The organism is Steroidobacter agaridevorans (genome assembly GCF_009932555.1).
GTDB classification, from domain to species: Bacteria; Pseudomonadota; Gammaproteobacteria; order Steroidobacterales; family Steroidobacteraceae; genus Steroidobacter; species Steroidobacter agaridevorans.
The window spans coordinates 451,405-470,231 of sequence record NZ_BLJO01000008.1; the positions used below are offsets into that span (position 1 = coordinate 451,405).

Genomic DNA, 18,827 nt, shown 5'->3' on the forward strand with positions numbered 1-18,827 from the left:
CGGGCGAGGTTGTATGGATGGCCGGGATGTGGCCATGAACGGCGCTTTCGATCTTGCCGGCAAGGTCGCGCTCGTCACGGGCGCGTCCAGCGGCCTGGGCCGGCATTTCGCTCAAACTCTGGCGCGCGCTGGTGCGAGTGTCGTCGTTGCGGCCAGGCGAGCTTCGCTGCTCGATGCATTGGTGGCGGACATCGTTGCCGAGGGCGGTCGGGCGGCGCCCTTGATTCTCGACGTCTCGAGCGATGCGGAGCCCGTTGAACGTGCGGTGGCTGAGGCACGGCAGTGCTTCGGGCGTCTGGACATTCTCATCAACAACTCCGGCGTCACTGTCAGCAAACCCGTGCTCGATCAGACTCAGTCCGATTGGGACACCGTCATCGATACCAATCTGCGTGGCGCGTTCTTCATGAGCCAATCGGTCGCCCGCTACATGCGCTCCGCGGGGCACGGAGGATGTATTGTGAATGTGGCGTCGATCCTTGGGTTGCGACAGGCGGGGATGGTCGCGCCGTATGCCGCCTCGAAAGCTGCGCTGATTCAACTTACCAAGACGATGGCATTGGAACTCGCGCGATATTCCATTCGCGTCAACGCCATCGCCCCCGGGTACATCGCGAGTGACTTGAATTCCGAGTTCTTCGAAACGGACGCCGGACAAGCACTGGTCCGGCGCATTCCACAGCGCCATCTCGGCGAGCCTGCCGATCTGGATGGCGCGTTGTTACTCTTGTGCAGCGACGCCTCGCGCTTCATGACCGGCAGTGTCATCACCGTCGATGGCGGCCATGTGGTCAGCACGTTATGAATGGGTCGCAACCGTTACTTGCGACGGCTGTGCGGAGTCTCGGTTGTCTGATCGAACGCCGAGCATTTGGTGGGCTCGATCGGCCGGATCTCCATGCTCAGCCCACACGCCAGGGTCGGATTCTGCGCAGCCAGCGCCGCCGCTTCTTCCAGGCTACTTGCTAAAAAATGCCAGTACCCTCCGATGACTTCCTTGGTTTCGGCGAACGGCCCATCGGTGATGCCATGCTTGGAAACCACCATCTTCGCCGGCTGCAATCGCTGCCCGGAAATCATCTTGCCCTGCGCCACCAACACGTCGTGCCATTTATAAAAAGCATCGATCGCGGTCTGGATCTGTTCCGGGGACTTATCTTCGTCCCAATATCCTTTGGAAATCACCAGATACTCGGACAACCCTTTCGCATTGCTCATCGTCGTCCCCTGCTTGGGTTACTGTACGGATACACAGAGTAGCAGACTGGTGGGGCGGATGGTGGGTCCGCCGGGGCAGGGCGCAACTATTGAGACGGTGAACCGGTCTCCGGAGTACCCGGCGCGACAATCAACCATCCCCTGGCAACTCAAACGCCGCCGTCACCCCGCAGTTCTCGAGAAACCTCTGATCGTGCGAGACGACGATCAAGGCGCCGCGGAACTCGCGAACCAGGGCTTCCAGGAATTCGATGTTTGCCAGATCCAGGTTGTTGGTCGGCTCGTCGAGTAGCAGTAGTTCGGGTTTGGTGGTGGCGAGCAGGGCGCGGGCGAGGGTGGCGCGGAGGCGTTCGCCGCCGCTGAGAGAATGGGCTTTTTGGAAGACGGTGTCCCTGGGGAAAAGAAAGCGGGCGAGATGAGTGCGGATCTCGCTTTCGTTGCCTGGAGCGACCGAGCGTACGTTGTCGAGGACGCTCAAGGTGTCGTCGAGCGCGCTGCAGCGTTGATCTATATATAAGGTAACGAGCTGACCACGGTTCAACTCACCGCGAGTGATCGAAGGCGCGCCGGTCAGGGCTTTGAGCAGAGTGGACTTACCCGATCCGTTCGGTCCCTGCAAAGCAAGCCTGACATTGCCGCGCCAGCTGAAATCGAGATCGCGAGGATAGAGCCAGTCGCGAAAGCGAATGTTGAAGCCGCGAGCTTCGGCGATGAGTTTCTGTGAGTGCAGTTCCTGGCCCATCAGGTCTGCATACATCACCGGATCGATCTTCAGGTCCGCGAACGCTTCGTGTGCCTTGGTCACGGCAGCGTCGGCACGCTCGACCAAAGCGACATCTCGCTTTCCAGTGGTGACTTGGGCCGCGCGCTTGCGGCCGCCGGCGAGGATTCTGGGAATGCCACCGCGGGCGGCGGCAGCCTGCCCGCGACGATTGCGTTTTTCCTGCCGGGCCTGTTGCTCGATACGATGGATGACAGCAGCGTCGCGCTCACGTTTGGCTTGATCGAGCGCCGCGCCGAGCCGCGCACGTTCGCGATCTTTCTCGACCACATACTCCGACCACGATCCGCCGAACTTCATCAGCCCGAGGTTGGACAGTTCCAGGATCTCATCGCATGACTCGAGCGCTTCGCGATCGTGAGAGATCAGCAGCACACCGCCGGCATGCGAGCGCAGGAACTGGAACACCGCCTCGCGACCCTCCCGATCCAGGTCATTGGTGGGCTCATCGAGAATCAGGAAGCCGTCGTCCAGCGCGCGTGCCAGCCGCACTCGCATCCACTGCCCGCCGCTGAGTGAGGTGCACAGCGCCTGCTGATCGATGTTTGTCAGCAGGCGGTCTCGCGTGAGCGACCATTGATCGACGGACGCAAGATAGTCCGCCACAGCAATCGGCTCGGGCGGCTCGCGCTGGGCGAACAGCGAGACAGGACCATCGCGTTGAATGGCGCCACTGGTCGGCTCGAGCTCACCGGCAAGCAGCCGGGCGAGGCAAGTTTTACCGACGCCGTTGGGACCGACCAATGCCGAGCGCGTGGCATTCAGAGAAAAGCTCAGGTGCTTGAACAGCTCGCGCCCATTGGAAAATTCGTACGCGACATCGCGCGCCACGATAACTGGAGACATAACAACCTCCGCGCACCGGCGTGCGCGTCTGCAGGAGAAGCAAGTAGGAAATGCAGAGGTTGTTTATTGGCGCATAGGGCTCTGGATTTGCATCCAGAGGCGGGCAGTGTACGTGGAATCGCGCCGGATTGCAGCAGGCGGTGCCTGATCTGGGATGGGCAACACCTGTTAAGTGTTGCAGCGTGTGGCAACAATGCTCACGGCGCGTGTTTCCATGGGCCGGCAATTCGTTCGGAGAACTCCATGTCAGCTTCGATGCTCGCGGGCGCGCGCTGGAAACGCCTGGTGATTCTGGGCGACAGCGACATGTCATGGACCGATCGGATCAGCGCGGCGCTCGCCGCTGCCCAGCCTGAATTCGAGGCCTTCAATCTCGCTCGCCGAAATCTGCTCGCCGCGGAGGTGCGCATCACTCAACTAACGCCCGCGTTGGAGCTGAAGCCCGACCTTGCGATCGTCGTCGCCGGCGGCAGTGACATTGCCCGAGGTGAATTCAATCCCGCTCTGGTGAGAAGCGAGCTGAGCGTCATGATCTCCGCGTTGCGCGCCGCTGGCGCCGATGTGCTCACGCTTGCGTGGCCCGAACGACATCCTGAGCTTGCGATGCTCACCGCCGAGGTGACGAAGAAATTCGGTGGCATCTGCTGCGCATCGAGCTCCGACGCTGCGGATCCGGCGGCGGAAGTCCTGCGCGCACTGGCGGCGTTCCTGCGCTGAGTGCGCCTTCGATACAATCCGGACACATTGCAGACACACTGCTGTCGTCAGATCGCATTCTATGACGACGACAGCATTTGGCCCGTTTCGATTCGAGCTCGACCAGCGACGGCTGTTTCGCGGCGATACGCCGGTGCGCTTGGGCAGTCGGGCGCGCGAGGTTCTCGGCGCGTTGGTCGAGCAGGCGGGGCAGGTCGTGAGAAAGCGCGACCTGATGGCGCACGTGTGGCCCGACATGATCGTGGAAGAAGGGACGCTCCGTGTCCACATCTCGTCGCTCCGGAAAGTGCTGGGCGAGAGCGGCGCCGGCGATCAATACATCGAAAACGTCACCGGCCGCGGCTATCGCTTCTCGGCGCGAGTGACATTCGCGGATAGTTGATCGAGCAGCAAACGCGCGGCGCGTAGATCGGCAGTGTCGAAACCTTCGGTGAACTTGGCGAACACCGGAGCGAGCGCCTCGTGCGCGGCGCCCACTCGAGTTTGTTTGGCGAGAAGGCGGGCGAGGTCCATGGCCGAGCGCAACTCCCACGACATGGAATGTTGTCGCCGGCTGTGCTCCAGCGCATTCCTCAGCGTCTCTTCGGCCGCGCCATCGTCGAGCAGGCTCGCCTTGACTCGCAGCAGCTCCGGCAGGGCGATCAATTCGCCGCTTGCTTCATTGTGCGCGATGGTCGAGTCGATCAGCTCTCGCGCCTCCGCGGAACGCTGAATTGCAATCAGACCTTCCGCGAGCGATAGATTCAAATGAGTCGTCAGCAGCTCATAACGGACCGCATGCAACCGCCGCAGACACTCGCGTAGCGCCGGCACGCCCGACTCGGCTTGGCCGCGGCGGATGGCAAGCTCGCCTTTGATGCCCATGCCGACGGCGAGATACGGGCTCAGCGAATGAATCTCGGCCTCGGCGATGAACTCGTCGATGTGACGTTCGGCCTGCTCGAGATCGCCGGTCCACAGATCGACGGACACGGCCCAGATCAACGCAATACAGTGAGTGACCGGATGGTCGAGGCCGGCGGCTTCGCTGACCGCGGCGGCTGCGCGAGCGCGCGCCTGATCCGGCAATCCCTGCAGCCACAATGTGCGAGCCAGGGTGATGAGCGAGCGATTGCGATGATCGAATCCTGCATCGATCGTCTGCCAGCGCTCCGACGGGGCGCTGAGCGCCAGCGCCGCTTCCGACTCGGTACGAGCCCGCGCCTGATCGCCCATCAAATGGAACGAGACCGCCAGCAGCGAGCTCGCAACGGCCCGCTGTTCTGGCTGAGCGAGCTCAGCGGCGATCTGGGCCGCCTGTCGAGCTTTCGCCAGCGAGCCCGCAAAATCGCCCAGACGCTCGTGGAAGATGTGCAGGCGCGCCAGCATTCGCACTTGATTGCGAGCGTCGTGCAAGGCGGTTGCGATTGCGAGCGCACGCTCGAAGGCGATGCGTGCGGTGTCGCTGTTGCCCAAGGTAAACGTCACCGAGAGGCCATAGGCCGCTTGCAACTCGTGCTCGGTGGCATCGCCGCGTTGCGAGTCGGCCATCGACGCGATAGCCCGCTCGCACCAACGGCGGCACTCGGTGAGCAGCGACAGCTCGAGGAACAGTCGGGATGCGACTCGCGCGAGTGAGATCGCGGTTGGTGCATGCCCACGCGGCGAGAACGCCCATTCGAGCGCCGCGCGAACATTGCTGAGGTTCTCCGCCAGATAGCTGCGCCAGCTCTGGGCATCTTCCTTGAAACAGCTCTCGGGATATTCGAGCAGCCGCTGGAACAGCCGGGCATGGCGGAGCGCCAGCTCGTGATGCTCTCGCTCATCCGCCTGCAGCCGCTCCATGCAATACGCGCGAGTCGTCTCCATCAGCCGGTAAGTTGTCCGCCCGGCGTAGCTGCTCAGAGACAGCAACGACTTGGCGTGCAGGGCCTCGACCGCCGCAATCACGCTTCTGGCGTCCACCTCGTCGTCGGCCGCAACCACTTGCGCGACTTCCAGGCAGAAATGCCCGACGAAGATCGACAGCCGATACAGCACGCGCAGCTCGATCGGCGGTAGCAGGGCGCAACTCCAACTGAGCGTCGCCTCCAGCGTCTGTTGCCTGGGCCGAGCCGTGCGGCGGCCGGACCATGCGAGGCCCAATGTTTCATCCAGCAAGCTGGCCGTCTGTCCGAGTCCGAACGTGGCGACGCGGCCGGCCGCGAATTCGATCGCCAGCGCGAGACCATCGAGCTTGCGGCAGATCCTGCCGATGATGCGCGCGTCCGCATCGCTCGGCGTGTGGCGCCAGCCGCCGGCGTTGGCGCGATCGATGAACAATTGCGCGGCCGAATAATGCATCAGAGTGCCGGCCGACAGCTCCGGTGAGTCGGGCGGCGCCTGCAACGGCTCGAGCGGATAGATGCGCTCGCCGTCGATCCGCAACGCTTCGCGGCTGGTCGCGATGACGTGAACCTCTGGCGCCGAATGAACGATGGACTCGATCAGACGTGCCGCGTCGTCGATCACGTGCTCGCAATTGTCGAACACCAGCAGCATGCGCCGGGTGCGCAGGAAGGCGAGCACGCTCGGCGTCGGATCGTCGGTCGGCACGGACATGCCGAGCACCGAGGCCAGCGCCGTCGAGGTCAGGGCCGCATTCCGAAACGCGCTCAGATCGATGAAATAGACCTGGCCCGGGAAAGTGCTTTCCAGATCATGCGCGACCGCCACCGCCAGCGTCGTTTTGCCGACGCCGCCCGGCCCGACGACGGTGACACAACGGTCCGCGAGTACGTGCGACAACAGCAACCTGGAGTCTTGCTCGCGGCCGAGCATCCGCCGCGATCGAACGGGTAACGAGCTGCGCAGCGGCGTCGTTGCAAGCGGCGCCGGTTCGCGGACTTCGGAAATCGAAGGCGCCGGCTCATGCCGCCGAACCGGCGCGACGAAGCAGTAACCCCGTCCAACCTGAGTGGTGATGTAGCGCGCCTCATCATCGCCATCGGCCAGCGCGCCGCGCAGAGTCTTCATATGAAACCGCAGGCTCTCTTCGCTCACGACGACGTCCGGCCACACGGCCGCCAACAGCTCGCGCTTACTGACCGTCTCGTTGGCGCGCTCGATCAGCACCATCAACAGATCGAGCGCACGACCGCCCAGCTCGACGGGCTCGCCATTGCGGGTCAGCAGCCGTTGACGGGGCTCGAGCACATAGGGCCCGAAGGCCACTGCGGTACTGCTTGAGGGCGCAACCCTGGCGCTCATGACTTCGATCTCACGCCGACTCCCGAGACCTCACAGCGGCTGCGCGAGGGGTTTGCGAGACTGCCGGGCAGGATCGGTCAGGAGCGGTGTCATGTTCATGGCAGAGGGCGAGCGCGGCGGAGTCACGGTGTCGGGCAGAGGATTGGCAGCCTGGCAGGTTCGCCGCGTGATGATTCATATGAGCAATCGATTGGAAGAGGGCATCAGCCTCGCCGAAGCGTCCGCCGAGGTCGGCCTCAGTCCGGCCTACTTCTGTACGGCCTTCAGGCTGGCGACCGGTCGCACGCCGTTCGCGGCGTTCAGTGCACTGAGAATCGAGCGGGCGCGACAGCTGTTGACCGATCCAACGGTCTCGATCACCGACGTGTCTCTGGCGGTGGGCTTCCAGACGCCGTCGGCGTTCGCCAACACGTTCCGCCGCCTCACCGGGATGACGCCATCGCAATTCCGCAAGTTTCAGGCAGTCGATCCATCGCTGCGGGCGGCAGTGTACACGGGCGGCCCGGGCGTGCGCGATGAGCGAGCCGCGATCTGAACAAAGCACGAATGTTCACCCGGACGGCCACGGGCGACTGCTAGACTGGTGAATCCTTTGCTGCTCGTGGCAAGGATTCATGCCGAGTTGGTTCGACACCTTTACCCTCAAAGATCGCCGCACGTTCTGGGCCTGCTTCACCGGGTATGCCGCGGACTCGATGGACGTCCATCTGTATCCGTTCGTCATGCCGGTGCTCATGGGACTGTGGAGCATCTCCAAGACGGACGCGGGCATTCTCGCCACCGCGCCCATGATTTTTTCCGCGTTCGGTGGCTGGATCGCCGGCATCCTCGCCGATCGCTTCGGCCGCGCGCGCCTGTTGCAGATCACGATCCTGTGGTTCGCGGTGTTCACGTTCCTGTCCGGGGCCGCGCAGAATTTCGAGCAGTTGCTGGTCATCCGATGTCTGCAAGGCCTGGGGTTCGGCGGGGAATGGGCGGTCGGCTCGATCCTGATCGGCGAGGCGGTTCAGTCGCGCTATCGCGGTCGAGTCATGGGCTCGATCCAGAGCGCATGGGCGGTGGGTTGGGGCGCCGCCACGGTGCTTGCGACGCTGCTGTTCACTCAGCTGCCCGAAGCGATCGCGTGGCGCGTGTTGTTCTTTACTGGCTTGCTGCCTGCGCTGGTGGCGCTGTACGTGCGTCGCTCAGTGTCCGAGTCGAGCGTGTTCCTGAAAGCGCGAGGCACGACGCGTGACGCGCATCCATCGGTGTTCGCGATCTTCGGGCGGCCGTATCGAGCGGCGACGTTCTATGCGTGCCTGCTCGCAGCGGGCGCGCACGGTGGCTACTACACGATCGCGATCTGGTTGCCGACGTACTTGCGCACCGAGCGACAGCTGTCGTTCATCGGCACCGGCGCGTTCACCAGCATCATCATTCTCGGCGCGTTCTGCGGATACATGGTCGCGTCGTACCTGGTCGACACGGCGGGCAAGCGCATCACGTTCCTGATGTTCGCTATTTTCTCGGGCGTGCTCGCGCTCTTGTACACGCAGCTGCCGATACCCAACGCGGCCTCTGCGGCGTTGGGATTTCCATTGGGCTTCTTTGCCGCCGGGCTCTACAGTGGGCTGGGCCCGTGGATGAGCGAACTGTTCCCCACCGAGCTGCGCGCGGCGGGGCAGGGCTTTTGTTACAACTTCGGGCGAGCGCTCGGCTCGATCTTCCCGGTGCTGGTCGCGGCGTCGTGGCTCGATGTGCCGCTGGGCCGTTCTATCAGCATGCTGGCCACGGCCGCCTTCTCGCTGGTGATCATCGGCGCGCTGGCGTTGCCCGAGACGCGGGGCATGCCGCAAGAGTCAGCATTGCCAACAGGCCACCCCCTTCCCGATTCGCCAGGCTGAGCGTGCCGCCGAGCGACGCCGTGAGCTCTTGCGCGATCGACAGGCCGAGGCCCGCGCCGGAGATGCCGGCGATGCATGAGCTGACTCTATAAAACGGCTGCATGACAGCGGCCAGCTCCTCGGGCGGAATGCCGGGGCCGCGATCGGCGACGGCAATCGAGATGGAGTTGCCCGGCAGGCGCCGCACCGACAGCTCGGCGGCGCCGGCGTACTTGAGAGCGTTGTCGATCAGGTTCATCAGCGTGCGTCGTAACGAGTGCTGGCACGTGACCCATGGCATGCCGATTCGCCCGAATAAAGTGACCGCCTTGCCGATGTCACAATAGTCGCTCACCAGGCTCTGCAGACAGGCATCCAGATCGACCCGTCGCAGCGTTACGTCAGCGCCGTGGCGCGAGCGCGCATAAACGATTCCTTGCCGAACGAGGTGCTGCATCTCCTCGAGATCCGCGATCAGCTTGTTTCTTTCGATGGAGTCGGCCATCGCCTCGGCGCGAAGTTTCATGCGCGTCAGCGGGGTCTGCAGATCGTGCGACATCGATGCGAGGATGCGGAGCGGGTCTATCGGCGGGGCGGCGCTCAATTCGACGACGCGCGTCGCGGCCTGGGTGCGCATGAGATCACCGGAGGTGAGCTTAAGGGGTGTTACGGCTCACTATATCCCCGGGCGATTGGCCTGCGCTGTCGCGTTATTCGGATTCCAGACTCGCGCATCGGCGCCATGATTCGGCACGCTCATCCAAGACTCGATGCGAAGCGCGGCGAGATCATCGCGGGCAGCGTTCGCAGGAGAGCACGATGTCCGAGACCCCTCGTGACGAAGTCACCCCCGAAGACTCTGTCGAGCAGAATCAAGAGACCGACGCCTACGATCCGGTCGAGGAGGCCGGCTGGGAGTCGTTCCCAGCCAGCGATCCGCCGGCGTGGTCGGTGGCCTCGAAGCGCAAGCCCTAGGCGGCGGGCATCGCCAGGCCGGCAAGCTCATCGAATGCCAGCACGTGATTCACGTCCAGCACGATGACGAACTTGTTGTGCACCTTGCCCATGCCGAGGATGAAGTCGGTGCGGATGCCGGCGCCGAACGCCGGCGGCGGCTCGATGTCCGCCGCGGGGATGTCGAGCACTTCATTCACCGCATCGACGACGATGCCGATCACCTGCCGCTCCTCGTTCGCCATGATTTCGATGATGACGATGCAGGTGCGCTTGGTCACCGGCGCCGAGGCGCGGCCGAAGCGAACCGCAAGATCGATCACCGGCACGACGGCGCCACGCAGGTTGATGACGCCCCGGACATAGGGCGGCATCATCGGCACGTCGGTAAGACTCGAGTATTCGATGATCTCCTTGATCGCCAGAATGCCGAGGGCGAAAGTCTCGGCACCCAGGATGAATGTGAGATATTGATTGATCTGCGCTTCCGCGCCGGGCGCGAGCGGCATTGCTGCCGCCGTTGCCTGATGTGAGCTGGCCTGAGTCATTCGCGCTGCTCGCTTAGTTGAACTTCGCGAACTGCGACGCGTCCGGCTCGTTGCCCGAGACCGCGAGATTTCCCATCATCGGCGCGGCGGCGACTTTGCGCTGCTGCTCCTTGCCGACAGTCTTGCGAGCCGGAGCAGCAGTCGTCTGCGAGCCCTTGGAGCCGGTCCGGAAGAACGACATCGTCTGCTGCAGCTGGCTGGCCTGGCTGCTCATTTCTTCCGCGGTGGCTGCGAGCTCTTCGGAGGAAGCGGCATTCTGCTGCGTCGTCTGGTTGAGCTGCGTCACCGCCGAGTTGATCTGACCGACGCCCGAGGACTGCTCCTGCGAAGCCGCCGAGATCTCCTGCACCAGGTCCGAAGTCTTCTTGATGCTCGGAACGATCTCGCTGAGCAGCGCGCCAGCTTTTTCCGCCAGTTCCACGCTGCCCGTCGCTACCGTGCCGATCTCCTGCGCGGCGACCTGGCTGCGCTCGGCGAGCTTGCGCACTTCGGCGGCGACGACCGCAAAACCCTTGCCGTGCTCGCCGGCGCGCGCCGCTTCGATCGCGGCGTTGAGCGCCAACAGATTCGTCTGGTACGCGATATCGTCGATGATCGTGATCTTCTGCGCGATCTGCTTCATCGCGGCGACGGTGGCCTTCACCGACTCGCCGCCTTCGCTCGCCTCTGACGACGCCTTGGCGGCCATGGTGTCGGTGACCTTCGCGTTCTCGGTGTTCTGAGCGATCGAGGCAGTCATCTGCTCGATCGCGGCGCTGGTCTGCTCGACGCCCGCGGCCTGCTCGGTCGCGGCCTGCGACAGCGACTGCGCCGTCGTGCTGACCTGCTCGGAGGCGCTCAACAGAGAATCCGTCGCGCTGTTGACCTCGCTGATGATCATCGACAGCTTCAGCACCGTGTTGTTGGCGTATTCCTTCATCTCGCCGTATGCGCCCTGATATTCCTTGTCGATCGTCTTGGTGAGATCGCCTTCGGAGATCGCGCGCATCGTGCGCACCACGTCGTCGATGCTCTGACCGGTGGTCGTCGCGAGCTGATTGAGGCCTTCGCCCATTTCCTTCTGGAAGCCGTTCAGACCGTTGAGGTCGACGCGCTCCTTGAAATCGCCGCGGTTGGCGGCCTCGACCACGCGCTGCTGGCCGGAGATCACCTGCTTCAGGCGATCGATCATATTGCGCACGGCGAACAGCATGCTGCTGTTGTCGCCGTTCTTGGTGGCCACTTCGATATTGATGTTGCCGTTCGCCACGGACGTGAGCAGCTGCGCGGCGTACGAAGGCTCGCCGCCGAGCTGCTTCAGAATGCTACGCGTGACCAGCAGAGCGGCAACGATCGCCAGCAATACGGCGAGCGCGCCGAGTGCCATCATCATGTTGCGAGCAGCGTGGTAAGTGCTCACCGCTTCCAATGCGGCCTGATCGTTGAGCTCACTTTCGTACTTGACGAGTTCCTCGGCGACGTCCCGCACCAGCGCGTTGGGCTTGGAGGCCTCGCTCATATAGACCTGCGTCGCTTCGGCTTTCTTGTTTGCCAGAGCGAGCTTGGCGACCTTCTCGACGACGGCCTGAAGGGGCGCGCTCAGCTCCTGCAGCTTCGCGAACAGTTCTTTCTCGCGCGCGCTGGTGCTGGCCAGGCTGTTGAACATGTGGTTGAGAGCTTCCCGGTCTTGGCGCGCCTTCTCGAAGGCTTCTTCCAGCTTCAGGTATTCGGCCTGCAGATTTTCCTCATCAGTGAGGATGATCAGACTGCGGATGGTCGAGCTCACCGAATACGATGCCGCGCGAATCTCCTGCGCCAGCTGCATCTGAACGATGTTTTCGTCCGTGATGGAGCGCAGCTGCTCATTGATGTTGGCCATCCGGCTGACGCCGACCATGACGACGCCTACCAGCAGCACCAGGACCACACCGAAGGCAATCGCCAGGCGAGTGCCTACCTTCATATCGTTGAACATCGACCTTCGACTCCAAAGCACGCACCGGTGCTCACTGAAGTCGTGTAGCGGACGTTCCTTCGGGAACTGAAGTGCCGTGCGGCACAACTATTTTTTATTCGGCAAAACTCAGGGAATGTCGCACGCACGATGCATGCGATGCGCTTGCACGGCTGAAGGGATTACGACGACGCGACTCGGGCTCGAGCGAGGATGGTTTCCAAGATCCATGCGATATCGATGCTTGCGGCCCGCCGCGCGGCTTGTTGATCTCGATCGCTGCCGTCGATCATCGCGGCGAACGCATCGATTTCCAGGCGAAAACCGTCTTCGCGAGGCACGGCGATGCGCTCCGTCGGCCGCCGCCAATCGCTGCCACGGCGCAAGCCGAAACTCGGCGCCGCCGAGCGGATCGTGTGATTGCCGTAGTCCGTCTCGATGATGCCCTCCGACCCGGCGATCACCGCCGTACGCACCAGCCCGCTCGCAAAGCTGCAGCTCAGCTGAGCGATCGTGCCGCTCGCAAACTCGAGAGTGGCGGCCAGCGTTCGATCGACCCCGCCGTGCCATTGAGCCGTCGCCGTCACTCGCGTGGGCCGGGCGCCGGTGAGTTGACGGATCAGGCTCACCGGATAACAGCCCACGTCCAGCAGAGCACCGCCGCCCATCGTGGGATCGAGCCTGAAATCATCGGGATTGCTTAGGGTAAAGCCGCAGGTCGCGAAAATGGTTTGCACCCGGCCGATCTCACCAGCCTGGATGAGTCGCTCGATCTCCAGCGTCTGCGGCTGAAACAGAAACGGATATCCTTCCAACAACACGACGCCCGCAGCATCGGCGGCGGAGAACATCTCGATCGCCTCGGCCTCCGATAACGCGAGCGGCTTTTCGCACAGGACATGCTTGCCGGCACGCGCGGCCGCCATGGACCAATGTGCGTGCAGACTGTTGGGCAGCGGGATGTAGACTGCGTCGATTTCCTTCGCCGCCAGCAGCTGCTCATACGTCAATGCATGCGGCACACCGTGTGTGTCCGCGAAGGCCTTTGCCCGTGCGGGATCTCGACTCGCTACGGCGACGACTTCTGCGCGAGAAGAAAGTTTGGCGCCGGCGATGAAGGGAGTGGCGATCCGGGCCGCGCCGAGAAGGCCGATGCGAAGCTTGCTCATTCAGCAAGCGTATCACGCGCGCCGCGGGCGCCAGGCGGATGACCCAGTTCGTCACCCGCCAATTCTGTTCAGCTCGCCAGTCCACTCAGCCGGGGATCGACTTGGACTTCGCTCGATGATACGCCGTCAGCACGGGCTGATTGACCTGGTTGATGGCATCGTCGACAGCGGCTCGATAGCACGCTTGCGGGCGGCGTTGCCGCGCGAGCTCCTTGTGCAAGCGATCGTAGCCGCAGACGTTCATCGCGGCATATTGAATGCGGGAATAAAGAATCGCGAGGCCCTGCGGATTGGAGATATCCACATCCTGGTAGTTGACGACGATCTTCGGCGTGCCTTCCAGCTGGCCGACGCGATCCGCATGAGCTACGGCGAACGGCGCGACGAGCGCCGCGGCCAGCGTCAAAGTGAGAGTCGATTTTGTGATCGCAGCGTTCATTGCTTTTCCCCTGTGTGTGGCGGAGTCGGGGCGTAGCGTGCGAGCCGCGGTATGAATTGGCTTTGCAAATACTCTGAACGTTTGTGAATTGCGTGCTCGCCGCGCGGCTGACCTGTAGGGGAAATCCGGTTGATGGCTCGAAGCGTGGCGCTAGAATTCCGCCGGGGTACGGAAGCCAGGCTTTGCGAGAGATCCTGACATCTTGTGTTCATATGGCTCGTTATGGCGGCCGGCCGGTTTACCTACGAGTTCGGAGACTTTCGTCTCGACGCGGCGCGGCGGTTGCTGCTGCCGAAGAATGGCGATCGGGCGCTGCCCTTAACCGCTAGGGCATTCGATACGCTGCTGTATCTGGTGGAGCGCCCCGGAAAGTTGTTGAGCAAGGCCACGCTGATCGGCGCGATCTGGCCGGACGTGGTCGTCGAAGAGAACAGCCTCAATCAAAACATCTCATTGCTGCGGCGAGTGCTCGGTGAGAGTCCGGGAGAATATCGCTTCATCGTCACCGTCCCGGGTCGCGGCTATCGCTTTGTCGCGGACGTGCAGACAGTCTCGGAACCGTCGGACGAATCGCCACACGTTGCGCCCGTTGCGAACTTCAGTGAGCCGGCCCGTCCCGCGGTTCGCGCGCATACGCGCATTCCACTGGCGATTCTGCCCTTCGCGAATCTGACTGGCGACCCCGACACCGATCATTTCGGCGAAGCGATGGCGGAGGAGTTGATCAACACCTTCGCGCGAGTGCGCTGGTTCGAAGTGGCATCGCGAACCTCCACCTTTGCCTTCAAGGACCGCAACGTGGATGTGCGAAAGATCGCACGCGAGCTCGATGTGGAAGCGGTGCTGGAAGGCAGCATCCGCCGCATCGGCGAGCGCATCCGGGTGACGGCGCAACTGGTGGATGGACGCACCGGTCATCACTTGTGGTCGGAGAGCTACGAGCGCAGCTGCGAGGACCTCGCGAGGGTGCAGGACGAGTTGACGGTCGCCATTGTCGACTCAACGGCGAGCCATTTCGTGATGGGAAACGCTCGGCGCAAAACACCTACGCGCGATCTCGAGGCGTATCACCTTTATCTGCAGGCCATGGCGCTGCGTGCTCAGCCGACCGAGGACAATCTCGAATCGGCCATACAGACCCTGGATCGTGCGCTGGCGCGTGATCCGGATTTTGCCCGCGCGTGGTACGCCATCGCTGAGGCGCGCGCTCATCGCGCCGCAAACGATGGCTGCGCGTTGATGCTGCTCAATCATGCCGAGCGCGATGCCCGCCATGCGCTCGCGCTGGATCCCTCGATATCCAGAGCGCACGGGGTGCTCGGACTGATCAATGCGTGTTGTGGGCGTTGGCTCGAGGCGGAGACCGAATTGCGCCGCGCGCTGTCGCTCGTCGCCCGAAATCCCGACGCCCTCGTGTTCCATGCGATCTATATCGCGCGACAGGCCGGCCACCAGCGCAAGGCGTTGGCCGAGATCCAAACGGCCTACGATCTGACGCCTTCGGCCCCGGCGCTCGCGTTGCACTTGGGCGCTCAGAAGCTGCTCGATGGCGATGGCTCGGATGCCTGCAAATGGATCGACCTGGCCGTCGCGAACGGATATCCGCGCAGTCTCACCGCGATACGAGAGGCACGCGCGCAATTGGCGATGCTCGAAGGACGCTTCGATGAGGCAGCACAGGAGCTGACCGAGACTCTGTCGCCTGCTTCGCGCGAAGCAGGAGGCTTCGAGGCGATCCAATCCTTCTATCGAGCGCAGTCCGACCCGTCGCGAAGCGACCGGGCTATCGCAGCACTGCAGGCGTGGGAAGCGAAACTGCCGCCGGAAGAACTGGAGCCAAGCGCGGCGCAAAGGCTGGTCGTCTGGTTCACCATGCTCGGTGCGGTCGATGCTGCCCACGATGTCGCGCAGCGGACCATCGATCGGCTGTCAGTTCATGGAACGATCGGGAACGGTTGGGGAATTCTGTGGACGAAGGAGATGCATGCGTTTCGCGATTCGCCGCGGTTCCAGAGTTTCGTGTCGCGGCTTGGCTTGTTTAGTTACTGGCGTCAGTACGGGCCGCCGGACAACTGCGTGTTGCGTGGGGATCAGCTCCAAGGCTGCTAGTCATGTGACTTCGTTGTTACGCGTGGCCACACCCCTAGTGGAAAGTCGCTCGCAGGAAGCGTGACGCTTATGTCTTAACTCACAGATATCGCGTCGCACTCGCTCATAGAGTTGCGCTCGGGTTGGCAACGACAAGGAGAGCGCGTGAATACATTGTTCTGTGGAGTCCTGGCGGTCGCTGGATGCGTGGTGCTTGCTGGAGTGAGCGTTGCGGAGACATCGCAGGTCCGGGAGCAGGAGAAGAATGAGGGGACGGAGGAGACGCTGCAGGCGCAACCGTTCTCGGAGTCGTCGAAGCTCGGCAAGTGGCCGATGGAGAGGCATGCGAATCCGAATGTGGGGAAGGAGGAGACGAAGGAGTTGTTGAGGGGGAAGAGGCCGAAGTGAGAGTAGGGATCGGTTGTTAGATAGAAGGCCGTTGCCCGGCGGTGTCAGGGCAGCGGCTGTTGATTCCCGCTCCTGCGCCCAAGCATCACACGATGCACTGAGTGCTTTTCGGCCATACAGGCGCATGCAATAGCCCGTTCGGCGGATGCGGCTCGGTTACGGGCTTTGCCACTCTCGCGCGCTGATATTCACTCAGCGGGCAGCTACGTGATTGCACATACCCCTCGAGCGGCGGCGGCGATCCTCACCATTGGCATTTTTCTTAGCGGCTGCGGTGGTGGGGGCGGCAGCGCGTCCGCCCCACCTGCAGGCCCGGTGATCAATCAGTTCACCTCCGATCGTTCCGCCTACCACGTCGGCGATAGCGCTCAGTTGACGGCAGTCTTCGCGAACGGCAGCGGCGTTCTCCAGCCGGACGATGTTCCTGTTCAGAGCGGGCAACCAGTGACGATCGACGGGCTGACACAAACCATCCGCTATAAGCTCATCGTTACGAGCGGCGGCCAGTCAGTGTCGCGCGAGCTCGATCTGAACGTCAGCTATCGCGAACGCATGCGCGCTATCGACATGCCTTTCGCCCGAGCAGAGCACGCTGCCGCCACGTTGCAGGATGGGCGCGTGATCATTTTCGGTGGCGAAGACAATGGCTCGGTGTTCCCCAACAGCGTCTGGGTCTTCGATCCTGGCACCGAGCGCTTCTCGCAAATTGGTGAGCTGGCCACGGGGCGGGTGGGATTCGTCTCTGTGACGTTGTTTGATGGCGACGTGCTGGTCGCCGGCGGCCTTCGTGCGTTGACCGGTTCCCCAGGTGCCGAGCTCATCGATGGCGACACTGGCGTAAGCAGCCCGCTGCCCAACGCTCCGCAACGAGAGCGGGTGTTCGCGGCTGCGAGCCTCCTGCTGAACGGCACCGTGCTCATTTCCGGTGGATTGAGAGGAGCAATCCCGGACAACACGGTCGAGATCTACGATCCGGCGAACGATACCTTCACTCTTCTGCCCGGGTCGCTGCAGGTTGCTCGCGCGGAGCACACTTCAGTTCGCATCAACGAACGCCGTGTGCTCATCTATGGTGGCTACACAGTGGATGACCAGCCGGCGCCGCCGGAACTGTACGATCCGGTCGCTGCGACGTCGACATTGCTGCCTGCAGCTGAGTCTGGCGCCAGGGCGCGGCACGTTGCTCATACGATGATCGATGGCGGTGTGCTGATTCTGGGCGGTTTGGATGCAGATGATCAGCCGATGAGCTCTATTCTTCGGTTCGACCCGGCGTCCAGTACGTTCTCGCCGTTCGCCTCGATGGCAACGCCGCGGGCGTCGTTTGGTGTTGGCAGGTTGGTTGATTCTCGGCTGCTTCTCCCGGGCGGAACTCACTCCATCGCGGGCGCGGGGGCGGACACGACAGAGATCGTGGGGGTTGATGGTGGGCGCCGGGATGGGCCGGTTATGACGAGGCCGCGGTTCCTGCATACGGTGACGCCGCTGCGGAGTGGGAAGGTGCTCATCGTTGGGGGATTGGATGAGGCGCGGAGGGCGGTGGCGGGGGCGGAGGTGTTTGAGTAACCGGAAGACTTCCCGTCAATCACCGCTAAAGTGTCGGCTCCGTTTCCAGTTTCGCTGTCGTAGCTGCAGCCTGGGCCTCGGTGCCAGTTGGGTCTTTGCCAAGCTGTTGGTGCAGGTAGAAACGAATAGCTATATTAGCTGAGGGCGAACGGAGGTCACGGTGGTCGTGGTCGCTAACGATGACTCAGCAGTACGAGAAGCCGCGTTCGAGGCAGTCCGAGAGATCTCCGAGGTACAGGGTGATCTGACCTTCGCTGATCTCAGCGCGGGCTTTCAGTTTCAGGGGGTGCGCGTTCCTTTAACTAATCCTAGGCGCGGTATCTTCAAGCCACAGCAGATGCAGTATCTGCTGTCAATTCGGACGGTCTTTCCGAAACCCGGCGCGCGCGTGTGGTACGACGACCAACGATCGGTGCATGGTCAGATCTATCAAGGCGAAGAGCAGGTCGAGTATGCATTCATGGGCACTGATGCCAATGCTGCCGACAATCGCTGGCTACGGGAGGCGATGGAGAGTCGGACTCCAATCATCTATTTCCTCGGGGTCGCGCCGGGCCTATACAAGGCAATTATTCCTACCTACGTCGTGGGTTGGGATGCTTCGGCACTCAAGGCCAGTATCGCCTTCGGCGCAGCGGAGAAGTCGGCAGTACCCGAATACCCCGCTACCCGAGGCGAGCGACGCTATGCCCTTCGGCAGGTAAAACAACGGTTGCATCAGGCTTCTTTTAGAGATGTTGATCGATTTCCTATCGAGAGCATTGGGGTCGCGGACATTCCGAACTACGGAAGTGAAAAGCTGGACGAAGAAGCCATCAGGACAGCTGATCTGATACGGCCGATTCTATTGGCGGAGATTTCACCCGGGCGATTCAACTTGATCGATGGTCACCACCGCGTTGCTAGGGCAAGGAGAGAAGAGGTGGCGACATTGCCCGCTCATCGCGTCGCTTGCCCTTTCCATGTTCCATTCCTTACCTCGACTCATGCGTATGAGCGATATGTCGAGTATTGGAATGGGAAGGTGGCATCGGGGGCGTGCCGATAGTCCCACTCGCCCGATGCCCGAC

18 protein-coding genes are annotated in these 18,827 nt (G+C 62.7%); 10 read left to right on the top strand and 8 right to left on the bottom strand.

What is annotated here, in order from left to right; all coding sequences use genetic code 11:
- Positions 1 to 34 precede the first annotated feature (34 nt).
- On the top strand, positions 35 to 805 hold the full coding sequence (locus tag GYH35_RS27725; protein ID WP_161830100.1) for an SDR family NAD(P)-dependent oxidoreductase: 771 nt from the start codon (positions 35 to 37) through the stop codon (positions 803 to 805).
- 14 nt (positions 806 to 819) lie between these two features.
- Here the strand turns inward: GYH35_RS27725 and GYH35_RS27730 are convergent, their stop codons facing one another.
- Both GYH35_RS27730 and GYH35_RS27735 read right to left on the bottom strand, forming a co-directional pair.
- A complete protein-coding gene (locus GYH35_RS27730) occupies positions 820 to 1,218 on the bottom strand; it encodes a YciI family protein (protein WP_161813459.1) in 399 nt (132 codons plus the stop codon).
- A 130-nt stretch (positions 1,219 to 1,348) separates the two neighbouring features.
- Positions 1,349 to 2,845 (bottom strand): ATP-binding cassette domain-containing protein, encoded by a 1,497-nt coding sequence (locus GYH35_RS27735; protein WP_161830101.1) that lies wholly within the window; start codon positions 2,843 to 2,845, stop codon positions 1,349 to 1,351.
- Between the two features lie 243 nt (positions 2,846 to 3,088).
- Here GYH35_RS27735 and GYH35_RS27740 point away from each other — a divergent pair, with 243 nt between their 5' ends.
- Positions 3,089 to 3,562 carry an SGNH/GDSL hydrolase family protein gene (locus tag GYH35_RS27740; RefSeq protein WP_161830102.1) on the top strand — a complete coding sequence of 158 codons (474 nt, stop codon included), beginning with the start codon at positions 3,089 to 3,091 and terminating at the stop codon, positions 3,560 to 3,562.
- 61 nt (positions 3,563 to 3,623) lie between these two features.
- On the top strand, positions 3,624 to 3,944 hold the full coding sequence (locus GYH35_RS27745) for a winged helix-turn-helix domain-containing protein (protein WP_161813462.1): 321 nt from the start codon (positions 3,624 to 3,626) through the stop codon (positions 3,942 to 3,944).
- Here the strand turns inward: GYH35_RS27745 and GYH35_RS27750 are convergent.
- Positions 3,905 to 6,790, bottom strand: a complete 2,886-nt coding sequence (locus GYH35_RS27750) for an ATP-binding protein (protein ID WP_161830103.1) — start codon at positions 6,788 to 6,790, stop codon at positions 3,905 to 3,907. The two genes, GYH35_RS27745 and GYH35_RS27750, sit on opposite strands and share 40 nt — an antisense overlap.
- A 91-nt stretch (positions 6,791 to 6,881) precedes the next feature.
- On the opposite strand from GYH35_RS27750, the gene GYH35_RS27755 reads away from it, so the two are divergent.
- Both GYH35_RS27755 and GYH35_RS27760 read left to right on the top strand, forming a co-directional pair.
- Positions 6,882 to 7,325 (top strand): helix-turn-helix transcriptional regulator, encoded by a 444-nt coding sequence (locus GYH35_RS27755; RefSeq protein WP_161830104.1) that lies wholly within the window; start codon positions 6,882 to 6,884, stop codon positions 7,323 to 7,325.
- 79 nt (positions 7,326 to 7,404) lie between these two features.
- A complete protein-coding gene (locus tag GYH35_RS27760) occupies positions 7,405 to 8,673 on the top strand; it encodes an MFS transporter (protein ID WP_161830105.1) in 1,269 nt (422 codons plus the stop codon).
- Here GYH35_RS27760 and GYH35_RS27765 read toward each other — a convergent pair.
- Positions 8,582 to 9,289, bottom strand: coding sequence for a sensor histidine kinase (locus GYH35_RS27765; RefSeq protein WP_161830106.1), 708 nt, complete (start codon positions 9,287 to 9,289; stop codon positions 8,582 to 8,584). The genes GYH35_RS27760 and GYH35_RS27765 overlap by 92 nt on opposite strands.
- 182 nt (positions 9,290 to 9,471) lie before the next feature.
- Between GYH35_RS27765 and GYH35_RS27770 the strand changes: the two genes are divergently transcribed.
- Positions 9,472 to 9,627: a hypothetical protein gene (locus GYH35_RS27770; protein WP_161813467.1), complete on the top strand. Its 156-nt coding sequence runs from the start codon at positions 9,472 to 9,474 to the stop codon at positions 9,625 to 9,627.
- Here the strand turns inward: GYH35_RS27770 and GYH35_RS27775 are convergent.
- From GYH35_RS27775 to GYH35_RS27790, 4 genes are all read right to left on the bottom strand, one after another.
- Positions 9,624 to 10,154 carry a chemotaxis protein CheW gene (locus GYH35_RS27775; protein WP_161813468.1) on the bottom strand — a complete coding sequence of 177 codons (531 nt, stop codon included), beginning with the start codon at positions 10,152 to 10,154 and terminating at the stop codon, positions 9,624 to 9,626. The genes GYH35_RS27770 and GYH35_RS27775 overlap by 4 nt on opposite strands.
- Before the next feature lie 13 nt (positions 10,155 to 10,167).
- Positions 10,168 to 12,108 carry a HAMP domain-containing methyl-accepting chemotaxis protein gene (locus tag GYH35_RS27780; RefSeq protein WP_161830107.1) on the bottom strand — a complete coding sequence of 647 codons (1,941 nt, stop codon included), beginning with the start codon at positions 12,106 to 12,108 and terminating at the stop codon, positions 10,168 to 10,170.
- Positions 12,109 to 12,269: 161 nt separating this feature from the next.
- Positions 12,270 to 13,256: a Gfo/Idh/MocA family protein gene (locus GYH35_RS27785; RefSeq protein ID WP_161830108.1), complete on the bottom strand. Its 987-nt coding sequence runs from the start codon at positions 13,254 to 13,256 to the stop codon at positions 12,270 to 12,272.
- Positions 13,257 to 13,341: 85 nt separating this feature from the next.
- Positions 13,342 to 13,695: a UrcA family protein gene (locus tag GYH35_RS27790; RefSeq protein ID WP_161813470.1), complete on the bottom strand. Its 354-nt coding sequence runs from the start codon at positions 13,693 to 13,695 to the stop codon at positions 13,342 to 13,344.
- Between the two features lie 222 nt (positions 13,696 to 13,917).
- Between GYH35_RS27790 and GYH35_RS27795 the strand changes: the two genes are divergently transcribed.
- From GYH35_RS27795 to GYH35_RS27810, 4 genes are all read left to right on the top strand, one after another.
- Complete coding sequence (locus tag GYH35_RS27795) at positions 13,918 to 15,804, top strand: winged helix-turn-helix domain-containing protein (protein ID WP_161830109.1); 1,887 nt, start codon at positions 13,918 to 13,920, stop codon at positions 15,802 to 15,804.
- Between the two features lie 144 nt (positions 15,805 to 15,948).
- Positions 15,949 to 16,191 carry a hypothetical protein gene (locus tag GYH35_RS27800; RefSeq protein WP_161830110.1) on the top strand — a complete coding sequence of 81 codons (243 nt, stop codon included), beginning with the start codon at positions 15,949 to 15,951 and terminating at the stop codon, positions 16,189 to 16,191.
- Between the two features lie 207 nt (positions 16,192 to 16,398).
- Positions 16,399 to 17,757, top strand: coding sequence for a Kelch repeat-containing protein (locus tag GYH35_RS27805; RefSeq protein ID WP_161830111.1), 1,359 nt, complete (start codon positions 16,399 to 16,401; stop codon positions 17,755 to 17,757).
- Between the two features lie 160 nt (positions 17,758 to 17,917).
- Positions 17,918 to 18,805: a ParB/Srx family N-terminal domain-containing protein gene (locus GYH35_RS27810; RefSeq protein ID WP_161830112.1), complete on the top strand. Its 888-nt coding sequence runs from the start codon at positions 17,918 to 17,920 to the stop codon at positions 18,803 to 18,805.
- Positions 18,806 to 18,827: the final 22 nt, after the last annotated feature.